We start from the raw sequence: 7,810 nt of genomic DNA on the forward strand, positions 1-7,810 counted from the left end.
ACAATACAACAATTCCCTTTTCATCGGAACTGAGCCAGGAGCTGTCCTGCCTTCATTTGAGATTTAGTTAATCTGTACAGTATTTTGAAGATGTTGGGGGTAAATATCATATATTGGTGAGAAATAGTTATACTGTACGGGAGATAATCTTATATAACATGTCTGTTCATAATCGAATTGACCATAGTGTACTCCTGTATTATATGAATCTCGCAATAAATAGTCCATTCGATCAACATCTAACTCGGAATGAATTAGTTGATTAAAGGTCTGATTCAAGCTTTGTCCATTGAAAATTAAACCAATTTCTTTAGAATCATAATTTGAGTTCAATATATCAGAAATACTAAAATTATTTAATACTTTTTTGCCTAAAATTTCATGATGCGAATCATCATATTTTTTCAACATAGGAGTTTCAATCGTATGAGATAAAGGATAATGTCCTATGTCATGAAGAAGCGCTGCAAGTCGAAGTTTTGACAGATCATCTTCAGTAATCAGACTATCATCAATTAATTTTGCACCAATTTTATTAACAAGATGCATTACTCCTAATGAATGCGAAAATCTAGTATGTACGGCTCCTGGAAAGACTGTATATGCCATTCCAAGTTGTTTAATGTTTTTCAGGCGCTGGAATAATGGATGATCTATTATTTCTAGTTCAAGTTGATTGACGCCTATAAAACCATATACATTGTCGTAAATTTCTTTTGCAATCATGAATTATACTAAATCGAAACTCAGTAATCGATCCCAACTTTGTTCAATATCTACGTCCTTAAATTTTCCAGGTTTTAATATTTTAAGTTGCTCGATTACTACTTGTTTGTCTTTTTCTTCAATATCAGGAATATAAGCAATATTTTTGATAAAATCAAGTGATGCTAATAGTTCTAGCATATCCGGAGAGTCTTTTAAATCCCCTAGAAAATTTTTAATATTTCCGATTCTTTTTATCTCAGACGGACTTATTTCTGGAATTTCAGTTGCTTTTAATGTTTCATTTTGATTATGGAACTCAAATGCATCCTTTGTTAAATCCGAACTATAAGGGCCATGAATATACCATCCAAATTTGTAGCCCATATTCAAACCCATTCTCTGTAAAAAATAAACAGTTTTTTGGAGTTTTTTCCGATCATCAAAAGTCTGAATATTTGTACCTGATATTTCATCAAGGTATTTCCAGAGTTTATTCGTATTTGTCATGATAAATCCCCTTTTAATTTTTTTTTAATTGATATAACATAAATACTATACTATAATATTTTAGTGAATAAGCAGGATGAAAGTATTATTAATAGCTTTAATGATTTAAAAATTAGTATTTGAGTCCATTATATCATCCAAACGCTCCTTCTCCTGCACTGATGCCTGCGCCTACTCTGTAGTTTAGAGCACAGCCTTCGTAGACACATCAGGATGGCCGCTACTGCAGATTATTGTGTCTTTCTCCTCCCTCCCCCCATTAACGTGATCAGATGATACCCCCGCCGCCGGACATGATGGAATGCAGCTTCAAGATATTCAAATGCCTTAAGCCGGCCAGCAGACTAGCGCATATAATTATTAATGTCGAGTTAAAAAAATAATAAAAAGTCACGGCGTTGGAGGCTGGTGTGTATATGGTGAGCGGGAGGAAATGAGATGCTCATGGTCATTTCATTTTGCCATACACTTTTCAAAATCATTCAGGTCGTAAGCATAATAACCTGCGTCAATAAGCTTATTCTTTCCATTTCCCTTTATTCTTCGGGCTATAATTCCATAATATTCTGTTCTGTCAGAATTATGCCACCTGACATGTCCTGCTTTTTCTTTCAACCTGTTGATTATAACCAGCGCCTCCGCTGCACTCAGGTCTTTCCATTTCACTTCGCAAAAAAAGATATTGGACCCTGTATCCATAGTTACAATATCTATTTCTTTATCCCTATACCACCATGACCCGAGTTTTGAAAATGTAAATGGTACAGCCTTCCCGGAGTTCAACAGCCACAGGAATTCCTTTGCAATATCTTCAAATGTCCTGCCAAGATAAGGATTCATCCCAATTTTAATATTTTCCAGCACCACATCTCCATGCCCGAGGTCGATCATGTCCTCGGCAGGGAAGATGAACCTGAACCAGAATGCAAATGCATTATCCCTGAGAAAATACAACCCTTTTTTAGATCTTACCGAATCTGTAACAGGGATTTCCCTCTTGATTATTCCAAGATCGATCAGTACATTCAGATATTTTCCGACAAGGCTGCGGGCAAGTCCTGTATAATTGATTATCTTACCCATTGTTACATTACCGCTGGCAATGGACTCAAGGATTGAGAAATAATACCTTGGCTCCTCAAGTTCTTCAAGCAGAATGAACTTGATATCCCTGTAGATGAACGAATCAAATCTCAATATGTTACGGCCTATATTCCAGTACACGTCGCGCTGGGGGTCTGTTTGTGTGATATACGCAGGTGTGCCTCCGAACACACTGTACAGTTCTACAGCGCGTTTCATGTCCCCTGCATAACCTGCCACATCTGTAAAAGGCAGCGCATTGAGTTTTATCTGGCCGGTCCGCCTGCCATAGAGTGGAGCTTTGTATGACATCAATCTTTCCATCATGGAGATGCTGGAGCCCAGGATGATCAGGTAGATGCCGCTGTCCTTGAGTCTGGTATCCCAATAATCCTGCAATATGGAAGGCAGCGCCTTGTCGTCCTTTACCAGATATGGGAACTCATCAAGTGCCAGTATGAACCGCTGCTTTTTGGCCTGCTGGTAGATATATTCAAAGAAAGCATCCCAGTCCTTAAGACCCTGTTTTCTTAGCAGGTCGTCGTTGAAATATTCTGCAAGCAGCCTTGAGTATCGGTCAAGCTGGAGTTTCTTTGATTCTTCCCTGCCGATCAGGATAATGCCGGGATGGTCTGCTGATATGAATTTATTTACCAGTTCGGTCTTGCCGATACGTCTTCTGCCGTAGATCAATAAGAATTCGGCTTTGTTGCTATTGAAGCGTTCTGTAAGGATGTCCAGTTCTTTTATTCTGCCGATAAAATTCATATACTTTTAAGTAGTTTACTTGAAAGTATATAATTGTATGTGGGAAGTAAATGAGATATTGCGCTATCTGCGTCTCTGGTATCTGCACTTCCCATCACACCCGGTGGCCTTTTGGCGGTGGAATTCACAATCGTGGGCGTGTTCATGCTTCTAGGAGTGCATACAGGGATTTCGGCAGGTATTGCCATACTGGACCGGGCCATAAGTTACTGGGGATTGATGGCGGTGGGGGCTGTGGTGTATGTGGTGGGCGGGCGGAAATAGTAATATAAACAAGCAAACGTATATTAAGAATTATCAAAGTGCTCAGAATGGTCAATTATTTATATTTATAAACCAAGGAAATAAAAGAGGCAAAGGACATGGAAGTTATTGATGAAGGAATAAATGCCCTTGTCAGGCAGAAAATATACAGCTCAAAGGAAGCGGTCATCACAGATGCTGTTCGGGCACTGCTTGAACTTAAGCCTGGTCTTAAGATTGAGATAGCAATAAACCTCTATAAAAATAATAAGGTCAGTTTATGGAAAGCGGCTGAAACAGCCGGGCTTGGAATGGAAGAGTTTAAAGATATCCTGTCTTCGCGAAATATAAAGATAAAAATCGGTGGGACAAAGGAAGAGAGTAAACAGCGTATAAAGGATGCTCTGGGTGCTTGAATGTTCATCCTTGACTGTGATATTGCCAGTATTTTCGCAAAGATTGGCAGAATTGATCTATTGAAAGAGACATTTCCATCTGGAGTTTATATCACGAATTCCGTTTATATCGAACTTATGCGGGCAAAAGAAATGGGTTTTTCTTTCCCTGATGAGATATTTGACAGTATTACCACTATCACTTTGAACAACAGCGAATTGATAGATTTTTAAAAGTATTCACTGGTCAAGAGGATACATTCTGGTGAGGCTGAAGGTATAAGCATCTGTAAAAATAGAAATGCCGTATTCCTTACCAATGATTCGATTGTTGTCAAGTTCTGTGATGCTAAGGGGATTAAGGTGTTGAATCTGAAAGATGTGCTTATTTTTATTGCGGAAAATGGTCTTATCCCGAAAAATGAGATGGTGAATGTTCTAAGGGATATCGAAGATAAGGATAATACCGTAATAAAGGGTCAGGAAGATATTCTTGAGGAATATAATCTTTGATGATTTTGGTGCTGTTGGATTGAAGTGAAATTTCGAATTGAACTGTTGTTTTTATGAGTCTGCACTGACGGACTGGATTCTCGCTGCATCCACCCTCACGATAAATTAATCATTAGAATGAAAGATGAGACATTGGTCATATCAAAACAAAAGAGAAGCGTGTTTGACCTACAACATAAAGAAGTGGTTGCAGGTACCCTTAAACATGCATTGATCTTTGAGTAAAAAATGGATCAGGCAGGTAAGAATGATATGCCGGTGTAAGAATGAAGTACGCCTTTGATACAAATATATACCAGGTATGGTGAAATATCAATGATCCGTCCATTCAGAAAGTCTCCAGACACAACACCATACTGACTATAAAACAGTGTTTCTTAGATGTGTAAAATGGAGTGCCACTCATAATTCCAAGAATAATCTTGACCGAACACCTGGTTTGGGTTGCGAAGATTGAAGGTATTGATGCGGCTCATGATGTTCTTGATACGATTATTGTGTCCCCATGGCAGGTGATCTATGAGCATGAAGAGATACATAAAGAGGCCATGGCAATCGGAAGCAGGTATGGAGGGCTTGGAGCTGCAGATTTATATTAGTCGTTATACCCCGCAGCTCTGCTGCGGTTGGGTGTCCCAGCGCAACGTTTGACTTTCGTATCCGCGCGCATCCGTGTCATCAGTCCAATCCGTGTTCTATCACAATATTACTCTTAACCGATGACACATGAAAAGTCACTAAACTCAATAAATCAATCTTTTATTGTTGGTAGTTGCGGTTTTTTACCCTCATTGATCTGAATAACAAATTTTAGCAATATAGGAGAAACAATGATCGATACCACGACCATCAGGACGATAGCCGAAAACACCTCATCGGTAATAATCCCCATTTCCTTTCCAACCGATATCACCACCAGTTCCACACCGGCCCTTGGCATCATGCCAATACCGAATATCAGGCTGTCATGAAACTCGAACCCTATAAGTTTTGATCCAATGAAACCCCCGATAAGTTTACCCGCCAGTGCCAGCACAATTACCAGGCCTGTGAATAAACCAGCCGTCTGCACCCCACCCAAATCCATCGACAACCCGATAAATGCGAAGAAGATGGGGACAAATATCCCATAAGCCAGTCCGCTCACTTTATTCTGCACACTCTCGATCTTTGCAAAGGGAATATTCGAGAGCAGTGCCCCGCCAATGAACGCCCCGATGACCGCATGCAAGCCAAAAACTTCGGCAAGGTATGCTGAGAAAAGTGCTACCATGACAACGAATGCAAAGATCCCTTCCTTCACATGCATCCTGTGGACTAAGTTGAAGAGCCAGGGATAAACCTTGAGACCCATAAAAGTAATGATGACCATGAAGCCTGCCAGCTTGCCCACGATCAACAATAATTGCATGCCAGAAGGCAGTTGATTTATGGTGGCTATTGTGACCAATATTGCAAGTATGAATATCCCGATAATATCATCAAAAATGGCAGATGTGAGCATTACCGAGCCCGGTCTACTCGAAAGATATTTCAGGTCTATGAGTGTCTTGACCACTACCCCAATACTTGTGAGACTGAATGCCACACCCATAAAAAGGCTCGCCAAAAACCCAAAACCAAATGCCTGGCCAAGTAAATATCCAAGCAGGAAAGGTATGGTCATACTAAACATGGTTGGAGTGAGTGCTACCCTGGATGCCTTTCGCAGTTCATTAATATTTACTTCCATGTACCCGGCAGTGAATAACATGAAGATGGCACCCAGCTCAGCCAGGAATGAAAGCACTTCACCACCTGGTTCAAACCACAGTAGACCAAGGAACACTCCAGCAAATATTTCTCCGAGTATACTGGGAAATCCTGCGCGTTCAATAATCTCTCCAAAGACTTTTGCCAGGAACAGGATTAGCAGCAGCAGGAGAATATGCTCCACCATTCAACCTCTTTTCTCTTGTATAACTCGGATATTATGCTCTTTTTTGAAATGATGCCTACCAGTTTATCGTTTTCTACTACACAAACCCTGTTGATATGGTGTTTTAACATCATATCAGCGGCATCTTGCAGTTTTTCATTAGGAGAAATGGTTACCGGGTGAGGTATCATTATTTCTATGGCACTTTCGCCAAGTGATCTTACTGCTGCCATATGGGTGTGCTTTGTGCAGGGTATGCAGTGGAACATTATGATTTCCAGCATAATATCCTGGTCGATGATGCCTTTGAGTTTTCCTTCATTGTCTATGACAGGATATGTGTTGAAATGGTATTTATTGAATAATTCGAATATATGCTCGACTGGATCGTCCTCTTTTACTGCTATAACATCCTGTGTCATGATGTCTTTGATGAATATATTTGAGTAATTTTCTGGCATGAGAGATACTCCACTCAATTTCGGCTTTATATATTTGGTTTTATCATTATTTTTTGTCTATTAATGCTTTTGTTTGGTCTTAAATTGCTTTCGTGTGCTTGGAGAAGATGTGGACTCCGTTGAAATTGAAATAAATAGCAAACAATGAGCATCCTCCCTGATGCTTCCGGTCCTCTGGTCTGAGGTTTGTAACTTAGAGTTTTCATTTCATAAAGCACGGAGTGCAATCAAGTAAAGGAATTTATGAGGTCGCCGATGGAAGTATTTATAAAAAATAAAGTTTATTTTAATTATATTATGAAAGATTGGAATACCTTGTATAAAGAAAAGGGAATAGTACAAAAAGAACCATCTGAAAAAGTAATAAACGCTATAAAATTTTTTAATCGTGTTGGCTCAAAAAAAATTCTTGATTTAGGCTGTGGCACTGGAAGGCATACAACACTTTTAGTGAAAGAAAATTTTGAAGTATATGGTTGTGATAATTCTGAAGATGCTTTAAGTATTATTAAAGAAATTTTAGTTTATAATGAATTTAGATTATGTGATATGACTAAACTTCCATATGAGGATGAGTATTTTGATGGAATTATATGCTATCAAGTGATACAGCATGGAAAAATTGCTGATATAAAAAAATCGTATTTGTTTAGCTGCTCAATTTAAATTAGTGTTCATTCTCCTTAAATCTTGAATTTTTTTCATCACCTCATACTGTTTTGTCCATCCCGACCGAAAGCTTGATATATATTAATATATATTACAATTGTAATGAAACGCATTGAAATAAATACCGGCAATCTTCTCCTAACAGATGGAGTAATAGGTTTCTTTCAAAAAACTGTCACCAAATTTGGCACAGGAGCAAAGATTGATTGTCCAAAAGAATATCTTAACAAAACAGTTTATGTGGTGGTGTGTGAAGACTGAATACTGCTGATTACATCAAGGCACTCGAAGAAAGCATCATTGAAATAACCGCTGAAAGAGACGGGGCTCTCGAAAAGATTCATGAACTTAAGCAAGAAATCGATGAACTCAAAAATAAGTTACATTTTTACGAAAACCCACATACTCCACCATCTATCACTACATTGAAAAAGACCGAGGAGAAATCAACCGTCAATCCCACTCCCAAACAACGAGGTGAGCCAAAAGGTCATCGAGGTGCAACACGTCCAACGCCAGTACCTGATGATACAAAGGAAGTAATC

The 7,810-nt window shown here is 38.9% G+C and carries 12 protein-coding genes; 7 read left to right on the top strand and 5 right to left on the bottom strand.

What is annotated here, in order from left to right:
* Positions 1–63 precede the first annotated feature (63 nt).
* From HF974_04435 to HF974_04445, 3 genes are all read right to left on the bottom strand, one after another.
* Positions 64–726: an HD domain-containing protein gene (locus HF974_04435; GenBank protein MBC2697588.1), complete on the bottom strand. Its 663-nt coding sequence runs from the start codon at positions 724–726 to the stop codon at positions 64–66.
* Between the two features lie 3 nt (positions 727–729).
* Positions 730–1,215, bottom strand: coding sequence for a hypothetical protein (locus HF974_04440; protein MBC2697589.1), 486 nt, complete (start codon positions 1,213–1,215; stop codon positions 730–732).
* Between the two features lie 453 nt (positions 1,216–1,668).
* Positions 1,669–3,066: an ATP-binding protein gene (locus HF974_04445; GenBank protein MBC2697590.1), complete on the bottom strand. Its 1,398-nt coding sequence runs from the start codon at positions 3,064–3,066 to the stop codon at positions 1,669–1,671.
* 57 nt (positions 3,067–3,123) lie between these two features.
* On the opposite strand from HF974_04445, the gene HF974_04450 reads away from it, so the two are divergent.
* The 5 genes from HF974_04450 to HF974_04470 all read left to right on the top strand — a co-directional run bounded on the left by HF974_04450 (position 3,124) and on the right by HF974_04470 (position 4,816).
* Entirely contained in the window at positions 3,124–3,330 is a 207-nt protein-coding gene (locus HF974_04450; GenBank protein ID MBC2697591.1) for a hypothetical protein, read from the top strand.
* Between the two features lie 98 nt (positions 3,331–3,428).
* Positions 3,429–3,725: a hypothetical protein gene (locus tag HF974_04455; protein MBC2697592.1), complete on the top strand. Its 297-nt coding sequence runs from the start codon at positions 3,429–3,431 to the stop codon at positions 3,723–3,725.
* Entirely contained in the window at positions 3,726–3,938 is a 213-nt protein-coding gene (locus tag HF974_04460; GenBank protein MBC2697593.1) for a hypothetical protein, read from the top strand.
* A 132-nt stretch (positions 3,939–4,070) separates the two neighbouring features.
* Complete coding sequence (locus HF974_04465) at positions 4,071–4,217, top strand: hypothetical protein (protein MBC2697594.1); 147 nt, start codon at positions 4,071–4,073, stop codon at positions 4,215–4,217.
* Positions 4,218–4,612: 395 nt separating this feature from the next.
* Complete coding sequence (locus HF974_04470) at positions 4,613–4,816, top strand: hypothetical protein (GenBank protein ID MBC2697595.1); 204 nt, start codon at positions 4,613–4,615, stop codon at positions 4,814–4,816.
* A gap of 152 nt (positions 4,817–4,968) precedes the next feature.
* On the opposite strand, the gene HF974_04475 is transcribed toward HF974_04470, so the two are convergent.
* Together HF974_04475 and HF974_04480 are read right to left on the bottom strand one after the other, a co-directional pair.
* Entirely contained in the window at positions 4,969–6,153 is a 1,185-nt protein-coding gene (locus HF974_04475) for a cation:proton antiporter (protein ID MBC2697596.1), read from the bottom strand.
* On the bottom strand, positions 6,126–6,596 hold the full coding sequence (locus HF974_04480) for a CBS domain-containing protein (GenBank protein MBC2697597.1): 471 nt from the start codon (positions 6,594–6,596) through the stop codon (positions 6,126–6,128). Before HF974_04480 ends, HF974_04475 begins: the two co-directional genes overlap by 28 nt.
* A 255-nt stretch (positions 6,597–6,851) precedes the next feature.
* Between HF974_04480 and HF974_04485 the strand changes: the two genes are divergently transcribed.
* Entirely contained in the window at positions 6,852–7,262 is a 411-nt protein-coding gene (locus HF974_04485; protein ID MBC2697598.1) for a class I SAM-dependent methyltransferase, read from the top strand.
* Positions 7,263–7,367: 105 nt separating this feature from the next.
* Positions 7,368–7,526 carry a DUF2080 family transposase-associated protein gene (locus tag HF974_04490; GenBank protein ID MBC2697599.1) on the top strand — a complete coding sequence of 53 codons (159 nt, stop codon included), beginning with the start codon at positions 7,368–7,370 and terminating at the stop codon, positions 7,524–7,526.
* Positions 7,527–7,810: the final 284 nt, after the last annotated feature.

Source organism: ANME-2 cluster archaeon (assembly GCA_014237145.1).
GTDB lineage: Archaea > Halobacteriota > Methanosarcinia > Methanosarcinales > Methanocomedenaceae > Methanocomedens_A.